Raw genomic sequence first — 26,994 nt, 5'->3', positions numbered from 1 at the left:
CATTATACAATATGAGGAGATGAAGAAGAGGGAATGTTTAGTTTGAACCAAATGAAGCGATGGACAGCCGTATGTATGACAGCCGTACTGGTTGTGACGGGATCGGTTGGAGGAGTGGCTCCATGGTTTGGCGTCCAGTCGGCATATGCTGAAGCCTCTGCTGAAGTTTCAGCAAAAGCTCCTACTGAGACTCCTGTAGAGGCTCCTACCGAAACTCCTACCGAAACTCCTACTGAAGCGCCTGTTGAGCCTCCAGTTGAAGCTCCAACTGAAGCCCTTGGCGCCGCCCCGGTGGTTACTTATGAGCAGCAAGCGGAGTCAACAGTACCTATGGACATGACGGTTACGTTGTCTGTATATAGTGAAACCGCAATCATGTCGGGGACACTATACTATAAGGATAATAATGATGAAACTTTCGAAGCTGTGCCAATGAGCATCGGCGATCCAATTGATGGATATTCAGCGTTAACTGGGATCCTTCCGGAGTCTGTCATGCGGGACGCTGAAATGGTGAATTATTACTTTGAGGTTACGAGCGAGAACGGAACAACGCGGAGTCCGGCTGAAGAGGGAGCGGTATATGAGCTTCTAATTGAGCAGCCTGCTGTAGAAGAGACGCCGAGTCTTCTGATTACGGAGATTGTATTTAATGCTCCGGGCGATGGAGAAAAATCGGAATATATCGAAGTTTACAATAACAGCCCGCAGCCTATTAATTTATCCGACTATTATGTGCACTACGAGAATCATGATGGAAGCACGGTTCGGGATTGGACGCTTCCCAATCAGGAAGCAGGGCCATGGGAGACGGTAGTCTTGCTCGGCAAGAACAGCAGTCTGCCGCTTGTGAACAGTGACTACGGTGTTTCACTGGCAGAACATCAGATTGCAGTCATGACCCAGCCTAGCGGTAACCTGGTAAACACAGGCACATACACAGCATCGATTAAGACGGTTGCCGCCAACGAAACCTTATCATCGGTCCGTTATAACGATGCAGCAGTGAACAGCTCGGAGAACGGTGACGATCAGGATAAGACGAGCGTAGTTTATAAATATAACGCAGACAGCTCCATGATGGAAAAATGGTTTAACTTCGGCATCCCAACACCAGGAACACTACTGGATGGTCAGGTGCCCGATCCACCAGCAGAGAATCCGTCCCTGCTTCCGGTGATCAGTCATCAACCTGCCGGCACGGTGCCGCTGCAGGATGTTGCGCTCACCTCTTCCGTATACAGCCCATCCAATCTGGAATCAGCTACGCTGTATTTCAAAGACAGCTCAGCAAAAACTTATACAGCCGTTGAAATGTCAGTGGAAACAGGAGAAGCAGGAAATTACAGCCTCTCTGGAACGCTCGGGCTTACCTCTATTGGTTATTCAGGCAGCATAGATTATTACATAACAGCCCGCAATGAAGAAGGGCTGAGCCGCACAGAGATATATAAGCTTGCAATTGATCGGGAAATTCCGGAGCTGCTCATCACCGAGATCGTGTTTAACGCTCCGAATGATGAATACTCGGAATATATTGAAGTCTACAACAATAGCGCCGAGACGATAAATTTATCAGACTACTATGTATCTTACGAGAACTATAATGGTACCACCGTATATAACTGGACGCTGGGCGATCAGGAGCTGCAGCCTTGGAAGACCGTTGTGCTGCTCAGAAAAAACAGCAGCCTTCCTCTCGTCAACAGCGAATACGGAGTATCCCTTACCCAGGATCAGATTCTGATCATGAATCAGCCCTCGGGCAATCTGGTCAATACAGGAACCTACACGGCTTCCATCAAAAAGACAGGTGATGACCTGATTGTATCATCTGCAAGATATAACGATATTGCCATCGGTCCGAAGGATGTGACGGATAACGGTGACAAGACCAGCGTCGTCTACAAATATCCGGCGAGCGGCGCTCTGATGGACAAGCTGGCATCCAAGCAGATTCCGACACCAGGAAGCGTTCTCGAAGGACAAGTTCCTCTACCGCAGGTAGATGACCCTACACAGCTGCCTGCTATCAGCTATGAGCAGGCGATTACGACTACGAATCCTCAGGATGTATCCATTGAAGCTGCCGTTACAAGCGAAACGGCTTTAATAGGTGCCAAGCTGTATTACAAGGCCGACTATGAGATTTTGTACAGCAGTACTGAGATGACCATTACGGAGGGCGCCGAAGGGAATTATTCCGTGGCAGGGGTTATTCCGGCTAAGGCGATGGCAAGCACGCAGCAAGTTCAATATTATTTCACGATTCAAAATGAATATGGTACGTCAAGGAGTCCGTCAGAGGACCACGAGACATATGAGCTTCAAGTAGAGCTTGATGGAGAGCCTCCATATTTGCTGATTACGGAAATTGTATTTAACGGTCCAAATATCAACGGTGCCGACGTCCCTGCATGGGAATATATTGAGCTGTACAACAACAGTGATCAGGTCATTTCGCTGCAGGATTACTACATTGATTACACCGATTTAAGCGGTGTCACCCAGTATACTTGGCAGTTCAGTGATAACGTTCAGATGGAGCCAGGCAAAGCGCTTGTGCTGCGGATGGAGCCGACAGATGATAACGGCTCGGTGGAGAAATTCAACGCTGCTTACAAGCTGACAGGTGATAAACAGATTGAAGAAGCAGATATCGCTAATCTCAGAGGGGACAGCAGCCTTGCGAATACATCTTCAAGGATTGTAAACATTGTAACCCAATCGGGACATAAGGTTGTATCCGCAGCTTATAATGACAGTGCAACTGCGGATAATCCAGCGCCTGACAATTTAACGGACACCTCTGTGACCTATTTACCGAATTATGTAACCGAGGATATGGTCAAATGGGGTGTGAAAGTAACGCCGACACCAGGCATCGTACTGGATGAACAGATACCGTTAACATCCGTTGCTCTCCCGGATGATTATCTGCCTCCAGTCATTAAACACACCCGCGGGGCAGGCAGCATCGGGATGGAGGATTATACCATCTCCGCTCAAATTACGGATGATACAGCCTTAACCGAAGCGAAGCTATATTATAAAACAGATGTGATGTCAGACTTCACCTCTGTGTCCATGACCCGGCAAGAAGGGGATTCGTACGAAGCGGTCGTACCGGAAGAAGCACTGACAGGCGCGAGCCGTCTGTACTATTATTTCGAAGCATCTGATGGAGTCCATATTACAGTGAAAAAGGACGTGAAGAACGAGCCTTATGAAATTAAAGTGCTCGAGTCCATACCATCTGTAGTTCCTGAGCTGCTCATTACTGAGCTCGTGCCAGACAGTACGGGGAGCGATATGTATGAGTACATTGAGGTGTACAACAATTCGACGCAAACCGTAAATTTGAAGGATTACCAAATCGTATATGTTTATTATCATGGCGGAACGGACGCTTGGGATCTGCCGCATAACCTGGAGCTGCCGGCTGGAGAAACGGCTGTGATCTGGGTACAGTCTGATCTGAGCAAGGACGAGCCGGTCAGCAGCTTTAACAGTCACTGGGGCGTCAACCTGCCGGAAGATCGGGTCATGTCGATCTACTCGATAGGTATGAACAATTCGAACGAAGGACGTATTGTTCTTGCCGAGGATTCTCATTTTGCGGTCGACCATGCCCGCAACCCAATTGTACAAGCCTGGTTCAACGTAGGTATTGATGAGGTAGAGAACGACGGTACGAGTATCGTATATGAATACCCTAAGGACGGCTCTACCAAAATGGTGAAGCGTTCCGCGCGCATGACGGCTACACCAGGCCAGCTTATTGAAGCACAGGTACCTGAACAGCTTGTTGAAGTGCCGGAAGATACGAGCGAGCCGATCATTACCCACGAAGCAAAAACAGAGGATACTCCTTTTGGATCGCTGACATTTGAAGCGACTGTCACCGATGATGAAATGGCAAAACGTGTGTCATTGTTCTTCAAGCGGGATATGGATGCTGACTACACAGAAGTCAACATGAAGCGCACAGCGGAAGGCTCGGATATATTCATGTCCGCTGAAGTGAACAAGGCACTGCTGCTTGGCGCAGCGCATGTCGATTATTACTTTGAAGCAACGGATGGGCAGAATATTGTCCAGTCAGACAGCTATAGCCTCGGCTTTGTAGATCATGGACCGTTGTGGATTGATTTTGCAAATGTCGAATTTTTAACTGGAACAGCTGTTGTTCAAGGCAGTACGGAAATTGCCGGTGAGACGATGAGTCTGGCGGTGGATGGAACGGAGCTTGAAGCGAATCCCGCTCTGCACCTGACGCCAACGCTTACGTATCGGGTTGACGATATAAACAACGGGTTCCAGAATGGTTTGTTTATCAATGATGAGCTGGTTACCTTGTTGCCAGTAAGTACTTATTATCAGCAGAAGTATGTTGATATTCCGAAGCATGTTCTGCGTCCGGGAGAAAATATCATCAAGATTACGGCCGGGACGAAGGAAGACCCACTGGAGTTCGGTACATCGAACAATAACGATGACTATCGGATTGAGGGAGTAGAGCTGCTGCTTCCTGACGGTACTTCGGCCGAGTGGACCTCGGCACGTGCCAAGACATTAAACGCAGACAGCTTTACAGATATCGATCCGGCAGACCGCCATAAGATTGGAGATAGCGGCGGATATGTCGAGTATATCGAAATTACTTTTAACGTGCCGGCAGATGTATTCCGCAGCATCTATGCGGAGGTAGATACGACAGCACTAACAGATGGAGAGCATCTGTTCACCTTGTCCTCAGGAGCGGGTAACTCTGTCGAGCAAACCGCCGTTGTTGACAATACCGCGCCTCTATTTGAGAGCTTCTCCATTGAGGACGGCAAGCTGTACACAGGTGAATTCGAGCTGAATGCGAATATCGTGGATGCTGTATCAGGTGTAGCTTCGGTAACGGCTGCTCTTGACGGCTCAGTGGTTGAGCTGCCATCTATGGTTCATGCTTTAGAACTCACGGTCGGTGAGCATATCTTTGAAGTAACGGCAACGGATGCGGCAGGAAATACGGTGACGCGCAAAGGTGTGTTTACTACGGACGAAACGGCGCCGAACGCTCCTGAGGATCCGACTCCATCAGATGGTGCAGCAGGTGTGAGCCATGATGCGGTGCTCAGCGTAACCGCAAGTGATCCGAATGGAGATGCAGTGGACGTTTCCTTTGGTCAAGGCTATCGTTATGATTTCGACGAGAAGTCGGGTATTGAAGCCTATTCCAATGCCGTTGACCGCGAGCCGCCAATTGAATTGAATCCAGAAGGAGAAGAAGCATTCACAGCAGAAGCAGAAGCGCTCGTCGCGAAGCAGGACGGCGAATATTACGTAACAGACGCAAGTGGTCTGTTCCCTTACCAGCGCTATGAATTCAAGCTGGACGAAGATGCAAACGGAATTGAAGAGATTGAAGTCGTATGGCAGGGGCACTCCGTTGAGGGCCGTCAGGTGACCATGTATACGTGGAACTATAACACGGGCAAATGGGAAGCGGCTGCCAGAGGCGTCGGTGCAGAAGATTTTGAACTGAGAGCCACCGTAAACGCTGCGGACATGGTGAAGGACGAAGCTATTCAAGTGCTTATTCAGGACTTGATTGTAGCTGAAGATGCCTCCGCTTCGGAAGATCCGGATGGTGATGGCAAGTTCACCTTTGCCTTCTCTACAGATACGCAGTACTACGCAGACTCCTATCCGGATATTTTCCGGTCTCAGATGCAGTACATCGCTGATATGAAGGAAGAGATGGATATCCGCTATCTCATTCATACCGGAGACATTGTTGACGACTGGTACCGCCCGGACGAATGGGCAATAGCAGATGAGAGCTTTAAAATCATTGAGGAAGCCGGACTTCCATACGGTGTCGTTGCAGGGAATCATGATGTGAACTTCAATGCCGCCGATTATACCGAGTACTGGAAATATTTTGGGCGTGATCGGTTTGAGAGTCAGCCAACTTACGGAGACGATTTAAACAACAACCGTGATCACTATGATCTTGTATCAGCCAACGGCCAGGATTTCATTATTTTGTATCTGGGCTGGAGCATCCAGGAGGATACAGTGGAGTGGGCAAATGAAGTATTGAAGAAGTACCCGGACCGTTACGCTATTATCGGAACGCATGAATATATTTCTCCATCTGGAGCCTATTCTGGCCAAGGTCAAATGATCTGGGATGAGATTGTAGCGAAGAATCCGAATGTGAAGATGGTCCTCTGCGGTCATATTCATGGCGTAGGCTATAACGTCAAGCATCTGGAAGACGGCCGCGTCGTCGTAGAAATGCTGGCAGATTATCAATCCGGTCCTATGGGTGGTTCAGGATACATGCGCTTCCTGGAATTCGATCCGGCGGAAGAGCAGATTCATGTGAAGACTTATTCACCTTATCTTGATGACTGGAATTATTTTGAGGACGGCTCCGACGATTTCTACATTCCATTTGAAACACAGGACCCTCTCAAGCGAGTAGCTACAGATTATATCGGAGTGAATCTCTATAGTACAAACGAGATCGGGACACAGCAAGCCGTCGAAAGTGGAAGCAGGGCGACCACGACCTGGGATTCACTAGACGCGAATCAGGATTATTTCTGGTATGCGAAGGCAACCGATCCATCCGGCAGCTCGGCACTCTCGCCAATCTGGAAGTTCTCCACGGGTACCGGCGGTAATGGAGACGGTGATGGTGACGGTGACGGTGACGGCGATGGAAATGGTAATGGTAATGGTAATGGAAACGGCAATAACAATAACAATAACAATAACAACGGCTCCGGCAGTGGTACATCAACGGACAGCGAATGGACTGAAATCACAGCGGAAGACATTTCTGCGGATGGTGACAGTGTAAGCCTGAGAGCAGAGGACGACGCGGCAGGATTGATCTTAACCTCATCAGCGCTTACTAGCATGGGAGACCGCAGCTTGACGATTACTCTTGCGGACGGTGCTATGATCACCATGAGTGCAGCAGAACGAACTGCATTAGCTGGTGAACTCGGTGTTAATGAACTACTGTATGTTTCTACACAAGCAGCCTCGGAGGAGGCAGTGAACGAAGCAGTTCGCGATTACAGCATGGAACAGAAAGCAAACTTTAAAATGGTCGGCAATCCAGCTAAGGTAGAGATTGGAAAACGCGGTGCGGATGGTACAGTGAAGCCGCTTGATGCTTCGGTAACCATCAAGCTGAAGGCCGATAATGTGAAGAATGATCGCCTGGCCGGTATTTATCATATTGACGAAGACGGAAGTGTAACCTGGGTTGGCGGCAGTTATGCAGATGGCAGCTACTCAGCAACCGTACAAGAGGCTGGTACGTATGTCGTAATGGAATTTAACAAACTCTTTACGGACGTAACCGAAGGACATTGGGCTTACCATTATGTACAGCTGCTCAGTTTCCAAGGTATCGTCAATGGAATGACGGATACAACGTTTGGTGCTTCAGAGTCGACAACAAGAGCTGAATTTGTCACGCTGGTGGCAAGAGCATTTGGACTTACAGCATCTGCAGGCGCTGACACCTTCAGTGATGTTAAGGCTGGAAGCTGGTATGCAGAAGCTGTACAAGCAGCTTATGAAGCGGGCATTGTTTATGGCACAAGTGCAGACCAATTTGAACCAGGCAAGTCAATTAGCCGGGAAGAGATGGTTGTCATGATTGTGCGTGCCCTGGAGCATATGAGCGGCAAGGAATTGGAGGCCGGCAGCGGTACAGCCTTTACCGATGACAATCAGATCAGCGGATGGGCCAAGGATGCAGTCAATAAGGCGACGGCTATGGGATTCATTGCAGGCAAAGGAAACAACAGCTTTGATCCTAAAGGCATGGCATTGCGTTCTGAGACAGCGAAGGTTCTCGCTCTGATGCTGGAGCAAATGCAATAACAAGGTTAGGGAGAAGGCCTGCAACAAGAGGGCTTTCTCCCTTTCTTTTCAATAGAACGAGTATTTTACATTATTAAACATTTATTTCATCATCGGATAAACATAGGATGCTATATTGATTGCATTTGAGTGTACAAGAGATCGGTACAGGAGGATATGACATGCAATTATATGGTCAGTATGGCAGGACAGTAGAATCGGATGCTTCGCGTGTGCGCAGAAGCTTGTTCTGCATCGGGATGAGAGGATACACCAAGCGGATCGCGGCTTTCATCCTCTTTTTTTGGGCATCATCTATTCTTGCTCACCCGGCAAGTGCACACATGAATACATTGGGATATTCCAATATCCAGGTGGACCAGAGCGGATTGATTTACGAAATAGAGCTTGATCTGCAGGAAGTAGCTCAGTGGATGGATGTTCGATCTGGCGGTGTGTTCGTACTGGGTGGAGGCAATAAGCCCCCGGAGGGCGAGGTTGCATGGACACAGGACGAGCTTAGATCCTTGATCGAGGAATCCTTAATCGTAGAGGGAGAAGGTCAGGCTGCCGAGCTTGCATCCATAGATGATATCAGGATCGTGGAACGAAATGACATCGGCTACCTGCATATGCAGCTTGGATATGATTTTGCAGAAGCGGCAGATGATTATTCAGTCAACTATAATTTCTTTTTTGATATGGACGCCAATCATCAGAACTTTGCTGCCATTCGGATGGGAGAGGCTTCAAAGGATATTGTTTTTACCAACGGACAGCAAGTGGCTGCCGGTGAAATTACAGCTGAAGGAAGCAGCAGCACGACCGTGGAGCTGCCCAACTGGGCGGTCACGACGTGGAACTACTTGGTGATCGGAGTTCAGCACATCTGGCTGGGCATTGACCATCTGCTGTTTATCCTTGCTCTGGTATTGGCCAAGCTGCGGCCATGGGACTATGTGAAGGTCCTGACGGCTTTCACCGTCGGGCACAGCTTGACCATAGCTTTGGCTGCACTGGACATAGTACGCCTGCCGTCAAGCTTCGTGGAGCCTTTCATTGCACTCAGTATTGCCTATGTTGCTGTTGAGAACATCTTCCGCAAGCAAGTGAACCGGCGCTGGCTCGTTGCTCTGCTGTTCGGTCTGATCCATGGCTTTGGCTTTGCCCAGGTGCTTCAGGAATCTCCTGTAGATTCCATTGTTCTTGCATTAATTTCGTTCAACGTTGGTGTGGAGATTGGTCAGCTGTCTGTGCTGGTCTTAGTTATTCCGCTGCTCCTGTGGCTGAGAAGATTTACGAAAGTCTATACGTACAGCAATGCCATAGTATCCGGGGGCATCATGCTGTTTGGCCTGTTCTGGTTCGTTATTCGGGTCATTTAATGACAAAAAAGAATCATAGAAAAATATGAAAAACCTAGATATAATCTGATAATATGCTACATTAACGAGGTAAAGTGAAAGGGGGTATTTCTTAAGTGACAATAAAGTATTCTGCCTTCCAAGCAACGATTCATGATTTAGATGATTTGGTTCCGTTGTTTGATTCTTATCGTGTGTTCTATGGGCAAGCATCCGATCCTGAGGGAGCCAGGGAGTTTTTGTTCAACCGCTTTAATCATGCAGAATCGGTCGTATTTATTGGACGTGCTGCTTCTGATGGACAAGCCGTTGGGTTTGCTCAGCTCTATCCAACCTTCTCATCCATCTCTATGATGCGTTCATGGGTACTTAATGATCTATATGTAGTAGAAACGCATCGCAGAGAAGGGATTGCGGATCTGCTACTGCAGCAGGTTAAGGAATTCGCAGCAAGGACTAAGGCTAAAGGGGTAGCGTTATCTACAGCGCCAGAAAATAAGGCAGCACAGACGCTTTATGAGAAGCATGGATTTGTCATAGATGACGAATTTTATTCCTACTTTTTGACCTTGCCACTTCAATAGTACATATATCAGGTGGTTCTAGTTCGAGCAGTAACATTTATGCCATGTATGGTCGAGTCCTGCAGTGCTAAAAGTAGACTCTGTTCGAGCGCATATGCTACAATGTTCGCAAGGAAAATAAGCTTGAAGAAAAAGGAGAAAAACATACCAGCCATGGATAAAACAATGGAAGTTATTAATTACATCAAAGATAGCAAAAAGGTTACGCCTGTAAAGGTGTATTTCAACGGTAAAATTACTTCTCCAGTAGAAGGCGTTAAAGTATTCGACTATGGTGACGGCGGCGTGCTGTTTGGCGATTGGGCAGAAGTTCAAGAGCTGCTTGCGAACGAGAAAGGAATTGAGTCTTACGAGGTTGAGCATGATCGTCGTAATTCCGCAATTCCGATGCTTGACCTGAAGGGAATCAATGCCCGTATCGAGCCTGGCGCGATCATTCGTGACAAAGTAGAGATCGGTAACAATGCGGTTATCATGATGGGCGCGGTTATTAATATCGGCGCTTCTATCGGTGAAGGCACAATGATTGACATGAACGCAACGCTTGGCGGACGTGTTCAAGTCGGCAAGATGTGCCACGTTGGCGCAGGTGCGGTACTGGCTGGCGTGATCGAGCCTCCTTCTGCACAACCGGTTGTCATCGAGGATGATGTTGTCATCGGTGCAAACGTCGTTGTTCTCGAAGGCGTGCGCGTAGGCAAAGGCGCTGTAATTGCTGCAGGAGCGGTTGTTATCGAAGACGTGCCTGAGAACGCAGTGGTTGCTGGTATTCCCGCTCGTGTAATCAAGATGGTTGATGACAAGACGAAATCCAAGACAACCATTATCGAAGGTCTTCGCAACCTGAAATAAAGCAAGCTAATGTAATCAACGCGCGCCATCAACAGTGGCGCGTGTTTGTTTATGAGCAGGATTATGCTTGAATGTACATAGCTATAACGGAAAACGAACGGGCTTAATGAGTGACTTGAGGAGTGATCGAATGAGCATATTTGTAGAGTTAAGACGGAGGCTGCACCAGATTCCTGAGCCAGGCTTTGAAGAATTCAAGACACAGGCTTTGCTGCTGGAATATATAAGAGGCCTGCCGCAGGACCGGCTGGAGATAAAGACGTGGCGTACTGGTATTTTGGTCCGAGTGAAGGGGCTGATTGGCGAGCGTTGTTTGGGATATCGGGCGGACATGGACGGGCTGCCGATTGATGAAGAAACCAGCTATGAATTCCGATCAACGCATCCTGGTTACATGCATGCTTGTGGACATGATCTGCATATGGCTATCGGTCTCGGGGTCCTCACGGACATAGTGAATGAACCCATTAATGATGATGTTCTGTTCGTGTTTCAGCCGGCGGAAGAGGGGCCAGGCGGCGCTCTGCCCATGCTGGCAAGCGAGGAATTTAAGGCGTGGAAGCCTGATTTCATGATGGGGCTGCATATTGCTCCCGAATACCCGGTAGGCACGATAGCTACGAAGCCGGGTATCCTGTTCGCCAACACATCAGAGCTGTTTATTGATCTGACAGGTAAAGGCGGCCATGCGGCTTATCCGCATCGGGCGATCGATATGATCGTTGCGACGTCGAGTCTCGTGATGCAGATGCAGTCCATTGTCTCGCGCAACGTCGATCCACTGGACTCCGTGGTTGTGACACTTGGCAAAATTACAGGTGGAACCAAACAGAATATTATTGCAGAACGGGTTCGTCTGGAGGGCACGATCCGGTCATTATCAGCAGATTCGATGGCGGATGTAAAAGCCCGAATTGAAGCGCTGCTGACAGGTGTTGAAGCCGGCTTTAATTGCAAGACCGAGCTGGATTACGGTTCCAATTATTATCAGGTCTACAATAATGAAGAAGAAGCTGAGCGATTTATGGACTTCGTACATCATTTTGACGGTGTGGAATTGATTGAATGCACTGAAGCCATGACGGGCGAAGATTTCGGATACTTCCTGCGCGATATCCCTGGTTTGATGTTCTGGCTTGGTGTTGACACGTCCTATGGATTGCATCATGCGAAGCTTGAGCCACAGGAGGAAGCGATCGGCGTAGCCATCAAAGTTGTATCTAATTATTTGCGTCATCGTTCTTCATAACGAACATTCCTTAAAAAAAGCTGCTTCTGCGCTTATGCGCAGAAGCAGCTTTTTGCATGCACCTGTTTAGTTGGACAATCCTTGTACGAACGATTCTATCCGATCCATTGCCTCACGGAGGACCTCCATCGAGCAGGCATAGGAGATGCGGATATAGTCGTCGCCGAAGGGAGCGAACGCCGCTCCCGGCACGACTGCGACCCGTTTCTCTTCAAGCAGACGATGGGCGAACGTGGTGGAATCAAGTCCAAACTTAGCCACGGAAGGGAAGATGTAAAAAGCACCGTGTGGCTGTGTGACCTCAAATCCTGCGCTCACCAGCCGCTCATAAGCATAGTCACGGCGCCGTGCATACTCCGCACGCATCGGCAGTGCGTCATCGATGCCGGCGGTCAGCGCTTCGACCGCAGCTGCTTGGCTGACGGAGCTGGCGCATGTGACATTATATTGATGCACTTTCACGATATGGCGTGCCAGGTAAGCCGGAGCGAACAGCAGCCCAATACGCCACCCGGTCATCGAGTGTGACTTAGACAACCCGTTGATCACAATGGTCTTCTCACGCATGCCCGGCAGAGCCGCAATGGAAGTGTGCGTCCCGTCAAATACAAGCTCGCTGTAGATCTCGTCTGACAGGACGAACAGCTCGCGCTCCCGAACCAGATCCGCGATCTCGTTAAGCTCTTCAGAGCTCAGTGTACAGCCCGTCGGATTTGAAGGTGATGCCAGCACGATGCAGCGGGTACGCTCCGTCAAATGCTGACGAATCAAATCGGCTGTCAGCTTAAAGCCGCTGCCGGTCGTATCGATATGCACCGGCTTCGCGCCGCACATGCGAATAATGGGCTCATACCCCGGATAGATGGGGCCTGGCAGAAGTACTTCGCTGTCCTCCGTAAGAATTGTCCGAAACGTCACATCAATTGCCTCACTGGCGCCAGTCGTCACGATGATCTCATCCGCAGGATCGTATGTAAGTCCGTACTTCTGTGTCATGAAATGGGCTGCCGCTGTACGCAATTTGATGGTTCCCGCATTCGGCGTGTACACCGTTTCCCCACTGTCAATTGCTTGCTTGGCGGCCTCTAATATATGCTGCGGTGTCGGAAAATCCGGCTGCCCGATCGTGAGCGATAACACCTCGTCGTATTGACTGACCTTGTTGGCCATTTTTCGTATGCCGGATACTTCAATGCTGCGAACCTCCGGCCTGATTAGATGCTCCATAATTTCACCTGTCCCGTCTATATGATTCAATGGTAATCATCATATCATATCGAACGGGGCACTTCGAGAGGAGCACTCAGAATAAACGGAGGCTGCAGTTAATTGCTTCCTGATACCGTAGATCAGCTGGTTTTAAATAGAAGTTGTTTCCAGATGCTCTCCCCACTGCTTGAGCGACTGCGCATCATGATAGCCCAGCTTATGAGCGGTCTTGATCAACTGAATATTGCTATGAAGAAAGATATCTTCCAACATTCCCGTTTTGTTATATAAATGCTCAGGCATGTGCTGTCTCATGTTTTCCAGTGTTTCACTAAATAGCTTATAGAGCTCCAGATGTTCTCTTTCACATATTTCTACAATTTCCACACTTCTTCTATCAAGCACTTCTCTCAAAATTTGATCTACCATCTTCTATAGTCCTCCCTGTTGTCCATCAATTGAGATAAGAATATGCATACTGTATACAACGAATATCATCGCAATATAAAAATGGAGTACAAATTATATTAATATTAGATTGTTAATATATTCCACGCAGAGTTTGCTTCGTGATATGGAGTTAATGTCGAATTATTGTGGCTTTTTGTTGCGAAGATTCCGGGTAAGAAATTAAACGTTTTCATGATACAATGTAAACGTAATCATCAGTATCTAATTTGTAAAAGTGAGAGGTGGCCCATGAATCAACAAATATTGTTTAATGACGGCTGGGAATTTGCCAAGATGCACCTTGAAGCAAAGGACGCAGGGAGAGCAGTGCAAGATCCGAGTGAACTGGATGCAACGACAGCAGCAGGGCTTCATTATGAGCCGGTCGATCTTCCCCACGACTGGTTAATCTATAACTCGCTTGACTTATACGAGAACAGCATTGGCTGGTATCGCAAAAAATTTACATATAGCGGGGATGAGAAACAGGTTCTCCTCGCTTTTGACGGTGTCTATATGGATTCTACAGTTTATGTAAACGGTCAATTTGCTGGGGAGTGGAAGTATGGATATTCCGCTTTTGAGCATGAGATCACGAAGGCACTGGTACCCGGTGAGAACGAGATCATCGTCAAGGTCGTGCACCAAAGCCCGAACAGCAGATGGTATTCTGGAGCCGGAATTTATCGTGACGTATGGCTCAAGACAAGAGACAATAGTCATATCGTGACGAACGGGATCTATGTTTCTACAACTCAGCAGGAACAAGGCTGGCTGGTTGAAGTGGATACGGACGTGTTCATCCAGCAGGACGGTGAACTCGTTCACAACATCATGTATCAGGGGGATGTCATTGCTTCTTCTGCAGATCAGCTTAAGGCAGGCAGCGATTCCGTAGTGATGAACCATCAGCAGTTGACAGCTGAGGACCCACTACTCTGGAGTACGGATGAGCCGCATCTATATGAGCTGGTTACAGAGCTTAAGATCGCTGGAGAGACAGTGGAGAGGGTCGCACAACATATCGGCTTCCGCAAGGTCAGCTTGGACCCGAACGACGGTTTCCGCCTGAACGGCGTGAAGATGAAGCTGAACGGGGTGTGCGAGCATCATGATTTGGGAGCTCTGGGAGCGGCATTTAACGTAACGGCTCTGCGCAGAAGATTCGAGCTGCTGAAGGAGATGGGAGTAAACTCCATTCGCACAGCCCACAACATGCCGGCGAAGGCTTTTATGGAGCTGGCTGATGAGATGGGGATGCTGATTGTCTCTGAAGGCTTTGATATGTGGGAGAGATCCAAGACGCCTTATGACTATGCGCGTTTCTTCCCGGAATGGGTGCATACGGATGTGAAGAGCTGGGTGATGCGGGATCGCAACCATCCAAGTCTTATTATGTGGAGTATTGGGAACGAGATATATGATACGCATGCAGATGAGCGTGGACAAGAAGTGACCCGAATGCTCATGGATTATGTGCTGGAATTTGATCCAAAGCAGAATGGACGCGTGACGATCGGCTCCAACTATATGCCGTGGGAGAATGCTCAGAAATGCGCCGACATCGTTAAAGTGGCGGGCTACAACTATGCTGAGAAGTATTATGACAAGCACCATGAAGAGCATCCGGACTGGATCATCTACGGAAGCGAAACAGCTTCGGTCGTACAGAGCCGTGGGATTTATCACTTTCCGTTTGACAAGGCCATCCTGGCCGATGACGACGAGCAGTGCTCTGCGCTCGGCAACAGTACGACCAGCTGGGGAGCGAAGTCGGCGGAGGCATGTATTTTGGCCGAAAGAGACACGCCATACTCCCTTGGACAGTATTTGTGGACAGGGTTCGATTATATCGGTGAGCCGACGCCGTATCATACGAAGAACTCTTATTTTGGACAGCTGGATACAGCCACATTCAAGAAAGATTCCTATTACATCTACCAATCCGCATGGACGGATTATAAGAAGGCGCCAATGGTTCACATTTTCCCATATTGGGATTTCAGTCCGGGACAAATGATTGATGTACGCGTGTGCTCTAACGCACCGAGGATTGAGCTGCAGCTGAACGGCAGTACCATCGGAACGTACGACATTGATCATGCGAACGGAACGCAGCTGGTTGGCTGGTGGAAGGTACCTTACGAGCAAGGTGAACTGAAAGCTATCGCTTATGATGAGAATGGCCATGTGATTGCGACGGATGTACAAAGATCTTACACGGATGCGGCGAAGATCCGCCTGCTGCCGGATAAGAGCGAGCTTACTGCCGACGGCACAGATCTTATTTTTGTAGAGATTAATGTGGAAGATGAAGCAGGGAATGTTGTACAGAATGCAAATAATCGCGTGAACGTCAGTGTAAGCGGAGCAGGGCGCCTGATTGGTCTCGATAGTGGGGACAGCACAGATTACGATCAGTACAAAGGACAGAGCAAGAGACTGTTCAGCGGCAAGCTGATGGCGATCATCGGTGCGACGAAGGAGCCGGGAACCATCAAGATCGAGGTGAGCTCTGAGGGGCTTACAGGGCAATCTGCCGAGTTCAATTCTGTGCCTGCAACGGGTGATGCACAGCTGAGCAGCATCGATGCAAACACGAAGAATGAGGCAATGCCGATTGTGATGGGAAGTGCGGCTGAGGTTCCGCTGCGCAAAATTGAGCTCATTAGTAGTGGAGGTCAGGTGCTGAATCCGTCCAACAAGGTATTAACGGTGACAGCGAATCTTTATCCGGTGAATACGTCCTATACTGATCTTGAGTGGTCTGTCGTTAACGATGCCGGTATTGAGTCCAACATCGCGAAGATTGAGGCCGACGGGCATACCGCTACGATCAGCGCACTTGGTGATGGTGAATTCCTGGTACGCGCGACGAGCAAGAACGGAACAGATAAGACGAAGCTGATCTCCCACTTGGAATTCAGAGCAGACGGGCTTGGCACAGCCTTCAAAGATCCGTATGGCTTTATTACCGGAGGTCTGTACGATGATGCAATAGGCGATGTCAGCAACGGGAATGAGAAAGGGTTTGCGACGAGCCGTGACGGGAAGACCGTTGTAGGCTTCCAGAACATTGACTTTGGTGCTTACGGTTCGGACACGATGACCATTCCGATCTTTGCACTCTCCAATGAGGAATACTTCATTCAGATCTGGGAGGGCATGCCGGAGGAGGAAGGCAGTACCCTGCTGGCGGATGTTGTGTACCAGAAGGAGTCCAAATGGAATGTGTATCAAGAAGAGACATACCGTCTGTCCAAGCGGCTGAATGGGATTACGTCCATCTATTTTGTGCTGAATCAGAAGATTCACGTCAAAGGCTTCACGTTCGAGAAGAAAAATAGAGCCTTCGAGCAGAATGCATCCGCAGGGTGCGATCACATCTACGGTGACACCTTCACGATCTCGGGAGATCTAGTAGAGGGCATCGGCAATAACGTATCCCTTGAGTTCAGTGATATGGACTTCACGGCGGAAGGGACTTCAAGAATTGTATTCTACGGCAGTTCACCGATTGACAAGAATACGATCCATATCCGGTTTGCAGGTCCAGAGGGTGAGAGTAATCAGCTTGTGGAGTTCACGCAGTCGAACAGATATGAAGAGCAGGTCTTTGAGCTGGAGAAAGTAACCGGTGTTACAAAGGTAACGTTCATCTTCCTGCCGGGAAGTAATTTCGACTTTGGCTGGTTTAGGTTTGAGAGGTAAGATTCGTACTCGTACGTAGGGGATTTAAATTAAGTTGATAAAAGTGGGGGCAGATACCCAATATCATTAAGTTAAGCCGCATCTTAATGACATTGAGCCAGATGCCTCCTCTTTTGAATTTGCACTCGCAGGCAATCTTGTTCACTATTCAGCCTTCAAGCATCATATTGGTTTTTATCCAGGGGCAAGCGGGATCGCCGCGTTCAAGGATAAATTATCAAAATACAAGAGCGCTAAGGGCTCAGCGCAATTTCCAATGGACCAGCCGCTCCCGTATGAGCTTATCAGCAGGATCGTTATGTTCAGAGTGAAGGAGAATAAGGAGAAGGCAGGTGGTAAACGTCAATGAATGGGACAAAGGATGCTCCTGACCCTGACAACACATTGGGGATTCCGGATATTCATGAATGTACTGCAAACGAGATTTCCTTGTTAATAGCCAAAATCGATGAATTAAAACTAGAGGTAAACAGTCTTGTACTTATGAAGGATGGCAGGTTAGAGGCCGAGTTCTATCGGGAGCCTTATCGTAAGGAATGTCCGCAGCTGCTGTATTCACTAAGTAAGAGCTTTACATCCATTGCAACAGGCATCGCTTGGGACCAGGGCTTCATCCGTCTCAACGATCCGGTCATCTCCTTTTTCCCGGATAAGCTTCCATCCTATATCTCTCCTAATCTGGCCAAGATGACGATTCATCATCTGCTGTCTATGAACACGGGGCATCACGATAATATTTATGCAGAGATAGCTAGGGAGCAGGACTGGGTAAGAGCCTTTCTGTCCTTAGAAGTGAAGTCTGAACCAGGAACCTATCATCTGTACAACACACATGCCACATATATGCTCTCTGCGATCCTTGAACGTGTCACCGGTCATAATCTGGTAGACTTCCTGATGCCGACATTGTTTGATCCGTTAAATATACCGCGTCCAATATGGGAGACCTGTCCCATGGGCATCACAGCAGGAGGTATGGGGCTCAGTCTGACGACAGACAGCGTCGCAAAATTTGGTCAAATGCTGCTTGATAAAGGAATGTACGCAGGCAAACGCATTGTATCCGAACGCTACATTGAACTGGCAACGACGAAGCATAGTGACACGACCGATCGTAAGGATCGAATAGACTGGCAGCAAGGATATGGATACCAGTTTCATATGTGCCGACAAGGCTGCTATAGAGGGGATGGATCTTTTGGCCAGCTGTGCTTCGTTGCACCTTCCGCAGGAATCGTCGTTGCTGCCCATTCAAGCTTCAAGAGCATGCAGCCGCTGCAAACGCTGCTGGACTTCATCTATTCGTATGTGCTGAGCCCTCCCATGAAGCTAAGCAGTGATAAGTTAATTCGGATGGAGAAAAAGCTTCACCTGAGCTCCAGGCTCCCGGAGCTTATGAAGATACCGATCGGGATTCAAGACATAGGTGGCAGGTGTTATAGGTTGGAGAATCATCCTGAAGGACTGCGTATGCTCCATTTTCATGCCGCTGGGGATAGATTAGATCTTCAAATGAACTATGGAGATGAGCGTGATCAGGTGCTAACCTTCGATCTCAGCAAGCCGGTGTCACAGCAAGGGCTATTCTATAAGGATCTAAGCCTTCATGTACAGGAGGTTGTTGCCTGTGCTTCGTGGGTGAGCAGCCATACATTGCAGCTGACGCTGTTCTATATTGAAACACCTTACATGGTTACATATCGTTTAGAATTTAAGGAACGAGAAATCCAGCTGAGTTATCACATGAACGTTTCCTTTAGCCTTCAACATTATCAGGTAAAGGGACATTTGCAAAGTCCTCAAATCTTCTAATACTTTAATTCTCTAATAATCACAGCTCTAAGTCTGTAAAAAATGCGGCTGCTCTTCATCTCTTTCTTCCATACTTTTTGGCGTTAGACAGAATGTGTTGGTAGAGGGTTTTATCCTTCATATGTTTCAGTGGATAGAATTGAGGTCTTGTGTTAACTTCCAGAATCCAGATCTCCCCATTCTTATCCAGTGCAACATCGAGACCCAGCTCATGGAAGCCATGCTTGTGGGAATCAAACACTTTGCCGACGGACTTTCCAAGCTTTTTGAGTTCTGCTTCGATCTCTTTTGCCGTAGTGTTCGAGTAGCCGGCATTTAATAAGGTTGGGCGAATAAATCCGATTCTTCCGCCTTGCTGATAATTGGTCGCCACTTTGCCTGGGGTTCCGATCTTGGTAAAGATACCGGTTGATTTCCAGCTTCTGCTTCTTGACTTCTGAACCATGACCCGAATATCGAACGGTTTGCCGTTGGTTTTATCAAGCTGAATGCCCTGCTGAAGCAGGTACGGCTCACGATTATTTCGTTTTTTCAATTCATTATATAGAGTATCTAAAGAAGTGAATTGCTTCTTGACCGAATTATGCTGGTACTGGTATCCGTTCTCGCGCTTCTTGATTCTTATAATATTGTAGCCCCCGGTACCGTTCTCCGGCTTGAAAAAGATAGTCGAATACTGTGACAGCATGCTGCTCAGATTGCTTCGGCTGAACTGCAACGTTTTGGGAATATATTCTCGTACTTCCGAGCTTTTGTCGAGCCATTTGGTCTTGGTCCATTTGCTCTTGATGGTTGTGCTTGTATAGTGCATTTTCTTCTTCACTTGTACTCATCCCCTTTCTACCTTAGGATATGACAGCTGCTGGAGTCCGTTAGTGCACTAGTCTAGCTTGAGATAATGGGGCAACTGACACGGAAAAAATTAGCGGGTATGTGCGTATGCCTAGAATTACGCAGATCCTGCCTACGAATAAGGTCCGATGGGGCCTTTTTTATTGCCCGAAATTTAAGAAGAAACTGTGTCATATAAAATTGATTTACATGTGATGTTAAATAAAGACGCTCGATTGACCGATGAATAGATGTGAATCTTTATCTTTATATTGGATATTAGTAATTTTCCAACATAGTGAAGGTGCAAAGCTTATCCAATGAACTGGAGGTTTTTTAGAGTGAGCAAGTTAAGTAAGAAGCTGAAGTGGTTCGACAAGAACGAACTAAGATTAACCGTTAAGTACAAGCTGATCATCGTATTTCTCATCGTACTTATCATCCCCTCTTCTGTTATAGGGACACTATCGTACCAATCCGCGAAGCAAGAACTGGATAAGGAATTCATGCGCAGCGCAGGTGTGAGCGTCGAGGTCATCAACTCAGTCATCACAGATATTATCGCTCCCAAACGAGAAGATGTTGTGATCTTCTCCAATCATATTAATGCTACGCGGTATGACGGAGTTGATAGTCCCGATATTAGAGCAGAGTTCGATAATTATATTCAATTTAATAGAGATCTGGACAGCATGTATGTCGGAACAGATGAGGGGGTCATGATTCAGGTTCCGAGAAAGCAGCTTACTGAAGATTATGATCCACGTCAGAGACCCTGGTATAAAAAAGCCATGGAGAATAAGGGACAGGTCATTATTACAAATCCCTATGTATCGGCTGCCACCGGTAATTTGGTCGTCGCTGTAGCAAAAATGACCGAGGATGGCTCTGGTGTTGTCGGTATGGACATTAACCTGCAGAGCTTGAGCCAGGTCGCAGGTCAAGTAAACATCGGTACAGACGGTTATGCAATTGTTTTGGATCAGCAGAGGAATATCGTGGTTCATCCTACGATGGAGCTAGGTATAAGAGCAGATGATAATTTCTATGATAATATGTTCGCAGCTGAACGAGGCAAGTTCGATTTCACTTTTGAAGGGGATTCGAAGCGCATGGAGTTCATAACGAATGAGCTGACGGGCTGGAAGGTCGGCGGTATTGTGTTTGATACAGAGATTGAAGGCATTACCAAGCCTATTCTTATTGCAACCAGTATCGTTATTGTTGTTGCCATTGTGCTCGGCTTACTCCTGGTATTCTTCCTTATTGCATCCATTACGAAGCCGCTTCAAGCGCTGCGTACATCGGCAGCCCGGATTAGTGAAGGCGATCTGACCGAGAAGATTCAGCTGAAGAATAACGACGAGCTTGGAGACCTGGCGAGCTCATTTAATCAAATGTCTCACAATTTGCGAATGCTGATTCAGGAGATCGGTTCAAAATCAGAGCATGTCGCCGCATCCTCAGAGGAGCTTACGGCAAGCTCGATGCAAACAGCGACGGCTTCGGAATATGTAGCTTCTTCACTCCAGGAGGTGGCAAGCCGGACGGAGACGCAGAATGATCAGTTGAACCAAACGGTAGAGGCTCTTACTCAGATCAGCATGGGCATACAGAAGGTAGCCGAGAATACTGTTCATGTCTCGGATCTGACGAAGCATGCGGCAGAGCAGGCAGCGGATGGGAATGAATCTGTGCTGAAGACGATGGATCAGATGAATGCGATATACAAATCGGTTAACAAATCGAATGAACAGCTGCAATCGCTGCAGCAGCGTTCTCAGGAAATCGCAGTAATCGTCGATCTGATCGGCGGTATCGCTGGTCAAACGAAGCTGCTATCTCTTAATGCTTCTATTGAGGCGGCGAGAGCTGGTGAGCATGGCAGAGGATTTGCCGTGGTAGCCGAGGAAGTTGGTCATCTTGCCAAGCAGTCAGAGGAGGCTGCGAAGCAGATTATCGGACTCATCGGGCACATCCTGAAGGAAACGGAGACGACAGCGGATAGCATGAAGCTGGCCGCAGAAAAAGTAGAGAGCGGACTCACCATTTCCTTCAACACGACGGAGACCTTCTCATCCATCATTCAGAATATTCAGGAAATCCCTGTTCAGGTGGAAGAGGTTGCAACACTATCTGAACAGATTGCAGCAAGTGCCTCTCAAGTGACCTCAACGGCTCAGAGCTTGCTGAGCATAGCCACGGAGAATGCATCGTTGTCTGAAGATATGGCCAGTTCCACCGAAGAGCAGCTTGCCTCTATGGAGGAGATCAGCTCAGCTTCCGCTTCATTGTCGAAGCTGGCAGAAGAACTGCAGGAGCTGGTTCAGCAATTTAAGATTTAGTACCAACCCTATCCGTGTATGCACGGAAATTACTACTATAACCACCCGCCTCGGGTGGATGATGATGACGATTAATCACTAAATGTTATGAGGATGGACCAAGGGCCGCTGTAGGAAGGATGCAGCGGTCCTTTTTCCGGTATAAGAGATCACTTGAAAGCTCGCCTTATCATATCCGGTATAAGACTTATAAGAAATTGTAATGTCAGATCATATGACAAAAAATTGAAATCTAGCAGAGTAAGTATAAAATAGGTTTCGAGAGTAACTAACTACGAGAAAGAAAGGAGTTATGATAATGAGAAAGACAATTCTAGCAAAAAGAACAATGTCCCTGGTCATTTCTGGAATGTTGATAGGATCTATACCTGAGCTGACAGGAACGCCTTCAACCGTATATGCTCAGGAACAGATTCAATTGGAAGAGATGACAGTGAATGAATTGACTGAGGGATACAGCAGTGGAAAATTTACGGCGAAGCAGATCGTCCAAGCTTATTTGGACCGGATTGAAAAGTATGAAGGTACATATAACGCGTTCACCTTCATGAATGACAAAGCCCTGCAGGAAGCGGAGGAGATTGACCGTCTTCGGAGTGAAGGAGTAGAGCTCGGGCCACTTGCGGGTATACCCGTCGTCATTAAGGAAGCAGTGGATGTCGCTGGATTCCCAAGTACATTCGGCTGGGAACCGCTTAGTAAATCAGCGGGAGGCATTGAATTAATGCCTGCTCAGGATGCTCCCGTCGTGTCACGGCTTAAAGAAGCAGGTGCGATCATCATCGGCAAGACGAATATTCCGGCTTTCAGCGCAACAGGAACGCATGCGAATACAAGCTGGGCTGGACCTACGTATAATGCTGTCGATCCTTCCATTGCACCGGGCGGCAGCAGCAGTGGGACAGCGATGGCAATTTCGGGGAATTTCGCTGTCCTCGGGATTGCCGAGGAGACGGGAGGCTCGATTCAGAATCCGGCGGCAGCCCAAGCGATTGTCGGCATCAAGCCCTCGTTCGGACTTATCCCGACAACAGGAGTTACACCGCTCGCAGGAAGCACCCGGGACGTTCTTGGCCCGCATGCCCGCTCGGTGCTGGATGCGGCAGTGATGCTTGATGTCATGGCCGGCTATTCGGAGAAGGATGAGAAGACACAGGCTGCAATTGGCCATATTCCTGAGGAAGGTTACGCAGCAGCTGTGAGTAATCAGGCGCTTAATGGCAAAAGGTTAGGTCTGTATGGACCAGGCTGGCGTGATAGTGAGCTGTCGGCAGAGACCATAGAGCTATACGAACAAGCTGTGAAGGAGCTGGAGGAAGAGGGGGCGGTTGTAGTAGAGGACCCTTTTGCCGGATCAGGCTTTAAAGAGTATGTGAAGAAGACGGGAAATGTCGGTATGGAGACGTTCTTCTACGATCTGGAGAGCTATTTGCAGAATTTGAATCCTGAAGATGAAACCCTGTCTATTCAAAGTGTATTTGAAGAGGCCGGTGAGATTCCGTGGGTCAAAGGCGGACCGCTCAGTTTTATGGAAGAAAGATTTGAGGATATAGATGCTGCAATCAGTGATGCGAAGGTGGCGCCGGATTTAACGGAGTTCAATGAAGTTAGAGAAGAGTACCTGCAAATGGTGGATAGTGTCATGGAAGAGCATGATCTGGATGGGTTTGTATACCCGCAAATGTCCAATCGAATTCCAAAGCTGGGCGAAGGGGATATCGGTGCGACAACCGTCCCCGAGATTAACATCAGCGGTCTTCCATTAATTACGGTACCCGCAGGCTATTACGAGAATGGCTCACCCTTTGGACTCGCTTTCTTTGGAGAGATGTGGGGAGAAGCTGAGCTAATCGCTATGGCATACGATTACGAACAGGCAACCCAGCATCGGGAGCTGCCCGTATTAATTGAGAAGACCGCAGATTATACCGATGTTAAACCGAATAGTCCGTATTTCCCTGCTGTGATGTCATTGACAGCGGCAGGAGCAATCGATGCGGATCAGACAGAATTTCAGCCGAATGAGCTGATCTCACGTGCTGAGACTGCAGATATGATAGCAAGAGGTTTGCATCTAACCATTCCCGATAATGTGAGTGCCGTACTTGAAGGCTTTGAGGATATTTCATCAGAGGACGAGTATGCGGCTGTAATAGCTGCAGCTTATAACGAGGGAATTCTCCTAGGCGGATCAGATTCGTTCATGGGCGAGCAGTCGCTGACGAGAGAACAGATGGCATCTGTACTAGTAAGAGCCTTTAATCTGGCCAAGGTGTCAAACAGCCCGCACACGATAAATATAACGAACGTGAAGCCAGCACACAAAGAGGATGTCTTGATCCTGGCTCAGCATGGAATCACCGTGGAGCTGGGCAACTATAGACCACAGGATACCGTCACACGCGGCGAGTTTGCTGCCTTTATGTATAGAGCAATGGAGCTGCAGCTGTCAGGTCAGGAGATCTGAAATTGAAGTATGCGTGTGCATGTCATGTGCATGAGCTGCAATGATTACATGGTAATACTTCTTAACTGTCAAAGCTCCTCTAATACAAAAATGAAGTGACTGAATGGAAAAGAGAGTCTGGGCCAACGATTATTCGTTGGGCCCAGACTCTTTTCTATTAATTCTTTGGAAGGGCGGTTTCTATGAACCGCATGGATACCATGCTACTTAAAATATTGCTCCAAAATTGCTGTATCAAATCCGTTAGAAATTTTAAATTCGCCAGCGTGGTATTTGTGTGCGGATCTTCGTGAATTGTCTATTCGTATATATTGCTCTTGCTCTTCATACAGGGTCATATCGAAATGTGCTCCGGTCTTGAGCTGAATACGGACTAAATAGTAGTCCCATGGCAAGCTTGCATCACTTGCGGATTCAAATTTCATCGTGGAGAAGTGAGATATTAACTCTTGAATCTCCCCTTGGTCTGTAATTTCAACACGTTCCCAATTCTCGTATTCGCGGCTTATCTTTGTAATATCAATCATATAGTACGTATCTGTTTCTCTTATGTAATCAAGTACCAGCTCTTCGAACGAAGCATAGTGCAGCGACAGAATTCGCCATAGCACAGCGGCTGTCAACAGAATGGATAGGGACAAGCCCGCGATCAGCTTAAACCGTATATTCTTCCTTTTCATCAGATTTTCCTTTCCTTCTTTGTGACTTGGGAGCAGTAGAAATCCTTATTTTCCATTATATGAATAAACGTCGCAAATTGGGGTAAAGTTTAAGAAATTGCTTTTTAATAATAGAAAATTGAACAAAATGGAACCAAGTAAGTTCGGTTTGCAGCAGAGTGAAAATTGACTTGCAATAGGTTGCGTAACTGTGTAATGTAGACAAGGCGTGTAATTTGAAACAAGGCGCTTAATCATAAGTAAAAGGGAGTTTATGTGAGTGATGTCAATTGTAATTGGAATTCTGGGGCTTCTACTGACACTGGGACTTGGATTCCTTCTTAGCAACGATAAGAAGAACATCAACTTCAAAGCAATTGGTGTTCTGTTCGTTCTTCAAATATTGCTTGCCCTATTCATGTTCAAGACGAGCATTGGTGTGAGCATCGTCGAGAGTGTGTCAAACTTTGTAACGAAGATGCTGTCCTACGGATATCAAGGAATTGACTTTGTTGTTGGCGGGTGGGCTCCGGCAGAGGCGAGTGTGTTCTTTATTAACGTGCTGCTGCTTATTATCTTTACGGCAACCCTGCTGTCCATACTGACACATATTCGAGTGCTGCCGCTGGCAATCAAGTATATCGGAGGGGCACTTGCCAAGATTACGGGACTATCCAATGTGCTTACCTTTAATGCAGTGAACTCGATCTTCTTCGGTCAATCCGAGTCGCTTATTGCGATCAAGCACCATCTGCAGAAAATGAACGATAACAAGCTGTTTGTTGTGTGTACCTCTGCGATGGGTTCGGTGTCCGCGTCCATCATGGGTTCATATATGACGATGATTCCTCCGCAGTATGTTCTAGTAGCCATGATCTTGAACGCGATGTCTGCGCTGATTATAGCAACGATGGTTGCTCCTTCGAAGCCAAGCGAGGATGAGAAGATTGATGTACGGGAAGTCTCCCAGACCAAATCGATCTTCGAAGCAATCTCGGCGGGTGCACTTGATGGTGGTAGAGTTGCTCTGATTGTAGGCGCGATGCTAATTGCGTATGTCGGTCTCATTGCACTTCTGGATGGAGCACTAACAGCGATATTAGGTATTTCATTTACCGCGATTCTGGGATACATCTTTAGTCCAGTGGCCTGGATTATGGGAATTCCGGCAAACGAAATGGTAACAGCAGGCTCCATTATGGGAACAAAGCTGGCGACGAATGAATTTGTAGCGATGCTGCAGTTCCAGCCGCTCATTGAGACGCTTAGCCCTAAAACAGTCGCTATCGTATCTACATTCCTGGTGTCATTCGCGAATTTCAGCTCCATCGGGATTATCAGTGGATCGATTCAGGCGATTAGCGGGGAAAAGGCAGCGGTGGTTGCCAAATTCGGCCTCAAGGTGCTGCTTGTTGCGACACTTGCTTCCGTAATTACAAGTATTATCGCTGGATTGTTTGTATAAGATGCTGCACAATATAATGAATCCCGATTCTTATTGATTAAGAATCGGGATTCTTTTTTAGATGTAAGTGACCCTATCTTCCTCGAAAATTACGATAAGGTTAGCATTGATT

The 26,994-nt window shown here is 47.7% G+C and carries 15 protein-coding genes; 11 read left to right on the top strand and 4 right to left on the bottom strand.

Annotated elements, in window-relative coordinates; genetic code table 11:
• Window positions 1-33: 33 nt before the first annotated feature.
• The 5 genes from ACFQ3J_RS15785 to ACFQ3J_RS15765 all read left to right on the top strand — a co-directional run bounded on the left by ACFQ3J_RS15785 (window position 34) and on the right by ACFQ3J_RS15765 (window position 11,933).
• Entirely contained in the window at window positions 34-7,905 is a 7,872-nt protein-coding gene (locus tag ACFQ3J_RS15785; protein WP_251582592.1) for a lamin tail domain-containing protein, read from the top strand.
• 161 nt (window positions 7,906-8,066) lie between these two features.
• Window positions 8,067-9,269, top strand: coding sequence for a HupE/UreJ family protein (locus tag ACFQ3J_RS15780; protein WP_251582591.1), 1,203 nt, complete (start codon window positions 8,067-8,069; stop codon window positions 9,267-9,269).
• Window positions 9,270-9,364: 95 nt separating this feature from the next.
• Window positions 9,365-9,832: a GNAT family N-acetyltransferase gene (locus tag ACFQ3J_RS15775; protein WP_251582590.1), complete on the top strand. Its 468-nt coding sequence runs from the start codon at window positions 9,365-9,367 to the stop codon at window positions 9,830-9,832.
• Between the two features lie 153 nt (window positions 9,833-9,985).
• Window positions 9,986-10,684 carry a 2,3,4,5-tetrahydropyridine-2,6-dicarboxylate N-acetyltransferase gene (gene dapD, locus ACFQ3J_RS15770; RefSeq protein WP_091160472.1) on the top strand — a complete coding sequence of 233 codons (699 nt, stop codon included), beginning with the start codon at window positions 9,986-9,988 and terminating at the stop codon, window positions 10,682-10,684.
• A 130-nt stretch (window positions 10,685-10,814) separates the two neighbouring features.
• The gene (locus ACFQ3J_RS15765) at window positions 10,815-11,933 is read left to right on the top strand and encodes an N-acetyldiaminopimelate deacetylase (protein WP_251582589.1); all 1,119 of its coding nucleotides are present in this window, start codon (window positions 10,815-10,817) and stop codon (window positions 11,931-11,933) included.
• Window positions 11,934-11,999: 66 nt separating this feature from the next.
• On the opposite strand, the gene ACFQ3J_RS15760 is transcribed toward ACFQ3J_RS15765, so the two are convergent.
• Entirely contained in the window at window positions 12,000-13,160 is a 1,161-nt protein-coding gene (locus ACFQ3J_RS15760; RefSeq protein ID WP_251582782.1) for an aminotransferase A, read from the bottom strand.
• Window positions 13,161-13,292: 132 nt separating this feature from the next.
• On the bottom strand, window positions 13,293-13,571 hold the full coding sequence (locus tag ACFQ3J_RS15755) for a hypothetical protein (protein ID WP_091160467.1): 279 nt from the start codon (window positions 13,569-13,571) through the stop codon (window positions 13,293-13,295).
• Window positions 13,572-13,841: 270 nt separating this feature from the next.
• Here ACFQ3J_RS15755 and ACFQ3J_RS15750 point away from each other — a divergent pair, with 270 nt between their 5' ends.
• From ACFQ3J_RS15750 to ACFQ3J_RS15740, 3 genes are all read left to right on the top strand, one after another.
• Window positions 13,842-17,303: a glycoside hydrolase family 2 TIM barrel-domain containing protein gene (locus ACFQ3J_RS15750; RefSeq protein ID WP_251582588.1), complete on the top strand. Its 3,462-nt coding sequence runs from the start codon at window positions 13,842-13,844 to the stop codon at window positions 17,301-17,303.
• A gap of 91 nt (window positions 17,304-17,394) precedes the next feature.
• Window positions 17,395-17,652: an iron chaperone gene (locus ACFQ3J_RS15745; protein WP_379293348.1), complete on the top strand. Its 258-nt coding sequence runs from the start codon at window positions 17,395-17,397 to the stop codon at window positions 17,650-17,652.
• The gene (locus tag ACFQ3J_RS15740; protein WP_251582587.1) at window positions 17,649-19,115 is read left to right on the top strand and encodes a serine hydrolase domain-containing protein; all 1,467 of its coding nucleotides are present in this window, start codon (window positions 17,649-17,651) and stop codon (window positions 19,113-19,115) included. The genes ACFQ3J_RS15745 and ACFQ3J_RS15740 overlap by 4 nt, the downstream gene beginning before the upstream one ends.
• 55 nt (window positions 19,116-19,170) lie before the next feature.
• On the opposite strand, the gene ACFQ3J_RS15735 is transcribed toward ACFQ3J_RS15740, so the two are convergent.
• A complete protein-coding gene (locus tag ACFQ3J_RS15735; RefSeq protein ID WP_251582586.1) occupies window positions 19,171-19,938 on the bottom strand; it encodes a YheC/YheD family protein in 768 nt (255 codons plus the stop codon).
• 349 nt (window positions 19,939-20,287) lie between these two features.
• Between ACFQ3J_RS15735 and ACFQ3J_RS15730 the strand changes: the two genes are divergently transcribed.
• A complete protein-coding gene (locus tag ACFQ3J_RS15730; protein WP_251582584.1) occupies window positions 20,288-22,291 on the top strand; it encodes a methyl-accepting chemotaxis protein in 2,004 nt (667 codons plus the stop codon).
• Window positions 22,292-22,589: 298 nt separating this feature from the next.
• The gene (locus ACFQ3J_RS15725) at window positions 22,590-24,758 is read left to right on the top strand and encodes an amidase family protein (protein WP_379293175.1); all 2,169 of its coding nucleotides are present in this window, start codon (window positions 22,590-22,592) and stop codon (window positions 24,756-24,758) included.
• A gap of 203 nt (window positions 24,759-24,961) precedes the next feature.
• Here the strand turns inward: ACFQ3J_RS15725 and ACFQ3J_RS15720 are convergent, their stop codons facing one another.
• On the bottom strand, window positions 24,962-25,438 hold the full coding sequence (locus ACFQ3J_RS15720; RefSeq protein WP_251582580.1) for a DUF5301 domain-containing protein: 477 nt from the start codon (window positions 25,436-25,438) through the stop codon (window positions 24,962-24,964).
• Between the two features lie 262 nt (window positions 25,439-25,700).
• On the opposite strand from ACFQ3J_RS15720, the gene ACFQ3J_RS15715 reads away from it, so the two are divergent.
• A complete protein-coding gene (locus tag ACFQ3J_RS15715) occupies window positions 25,701-26,882 on the top strand; it encodes a NupC/NupG family nucleoside CNT transporter (RefSeq protein ID WP_170862546.1) in 1,182 nt (393 codons plus the stop codon).
• Window positions 26,883-26,994 lie beyond the last annotated feature (112 nt).

Source organism: Paenibacillus provencensis (assembly GCF_042678545.1).
In the GTDB taxonomy this organism is placed as follows: Bacteria; Bacillota; Bacilli; order Paenibacillales; family Paenibacillaceae; genus Paenibacillus; species Paenibacillus provencensis.
The sequence above is the reverse complement of the archived record's forward strand: the minus strand, read 5'-3'. Positions and strand labels throughout refer to the sequence as shown.